General features: G+C 51.1%; 1 rRNA gene. It reads left to right on the top strand.

Annotated elements, in window-relative coordinates:
• Positions 1–2,063 (top strand): 23S ribosomal RNA (locus FYJ52_RS09900); the annotation flags it as partial.

Below are 2,063 nucleotides of genomic sequence, written 5' to 3'. Positions count from 1 at the left end.
CACGATCAGGCGATGAAGGACGTGGTAAGCTGCGAAAAGCTTCGGGGAACTGCACACGAGTTTTGATCCGGAGATATCCGAATGGGGAAACCCAGTGGAAGTAATGTTCCACTATCCCGTACTGAATCCATAGGTGCGGGAAGCGAGACGCGGGGAAGTGAAACATCTCAGTACCCTTAGGAAAAGAAATCAATTGAGATTCCCTCAGTAGCGGCGAGCGAACGGGGATCAGCCCATTAAGTTATGTGTGTTTTAGTGGAACGCTCTGGGAAGTGCGAACGTAGAGGGTGATATTCCCGTACACGAAAGGGCACACATAATGATGACGAGTAGGGCGAGGCACGTGAAACCTTGTCTGAATATGGGGGGACCATCCTCCAAGGCTAAATACTCCTGACTGACCGATAGTGAACCAGTACCGTGAGGGAAAGGCGAAAAGAACCCCTGTGAGGGGAGTGAAATAGATCCTGAAACCGCATGCATACAAGCAGTGGGAGCACCTTCGTGGTGTGACTGCGTACCTTTTGTATAATGGGTCAGCGACTTATATTCAGTAGCGAGGTTAACCGTATAGTGGAGCCGTAGAGAAATCGAGTCTTAATAGGGCGTTTAGTTGCTGGGTATAGACCCGAAACCAGGCGATCTATCCATGAGCAGGTTGAAGGTTGGGTAACACTAACTGGAGGACCGAACCCACTGTCGTTGAAAAGCCAGGGGATGACTTGTGGATAGGGGTGAAAGGCTAATCAAGCCTGGTGATAGCTGGTTCTCCCCGAAAGCTATTTAGGTAGCGCCTCGTGAACTCATCTTCGGGGGTAGAGCACTGTTTCGGCTAGGGGGTCATCCCGACTTACCAACCCGATGCAAACTACGAATACCGAAGAATGTTATCACGGGAGACACACGGCGGGTGCTAACGTCCGTCGTGAAGAGGGAAACAACCCAGACCGCCAGCTAAGGTCCCAAAGTCATGGTTAAGTGGGAAACGATGTGGGAAGGCACAGACAGCCAGGATGTTGGCTTAGAAGCAGCCATCATTTAAAGAAAGCGTAATAGCTCACTGGTCGAGTCGGCCTGCGCGGAAGATGTAACGGGGCTAAACCATGCACCGAAGCTGCGGCAGCGACACTATGTGTTGTTGGGTAGGGGAGCGTTCTGTAAGCCGTTGAAGGTGTATTGTGAGGTATGCTGGAGGTATCAGAAGTGCGAATGCTGACGTGAGTAACGACAAAACGGGTGAAAAACCCGTTCGCCGAAAGACCAAGGGTTCCAGTCCAACGTTAATCGGGGCTGGGTGAGTCGACCCCTAAGGCGAGGCCGAAAGGCGTAGTCGATGGGAAAATGGTTAATATTCCATTACTTCTGTGTAATGCGATGAGAGGACGGAGAAGGCTAAATCAGCCTGGCGTTGGTTGTCCAGGTGAAAGGATGTAGGCATGTATCTTAGGCAAATCCGGGGTACTCTATGCTGAGATCTGATAGCAAGCTGTACTTGTACAGCGAAGTGGTTGATGCCATGCTTCCAGGAAAAGTCTCTAAGCTTCAGTTACACAGGAATCGTACCCGAAACCGACACAGGTGGTCAGGTCGAGTAGACCAAGGCGCTTGAGAGAACTCTGCTGAAGGAACTAGGCAAAATGGTACCGTAACTTCGGGAGAAGGTACGCTGTTGTTGGTGATGGAACTCGCTTCCTGAGCTGACGACAGCCGCAGAAACCAGGCCGCTGCAACTGTTTATTAAAAACATAGCACTCTGCAAACACGAAAGTGGACGTATAGGGTGTGATGCCTGCCCGGTGCTGGAAGGTTAATTGATGGGGTTAGCGTAAGCGAAGCTCTTGATCGAAGCCCCAGTAAACGGCGGCCGTAACTATAACGGTCCTAAGGTAGCGAAATTCCTTGTCGGGTAAGTTCCGACCTGCACGAATGGCATAATGATGGCGGCGCTGTCTCCAGCAGAGGCTCAGTGAAATCGAAATCGCTGTGAAGATGCAGTGTACCCGCGGCTAGACGGAAAGACCCCGTGAACCTTTACTGCAGCTTGACACTGAACTTTGACCTTA

The sequence above is a fragment of the Pseudoramibacter porci genome, from assembly GCF_009696145.1.
In the GTDB taxonomy this organism is placed as follows: domain Bacteria; phylum Bacillota; class Clostridia; order Eubacteriales; family Eubacteriaceae; genus Pseudoramibacter; species Pseudoramibacter porci.
Note: the sequence above shows the minus strand (reverse complement) of the source record. Positions and strands in the feature narration are given on the sequence as shown.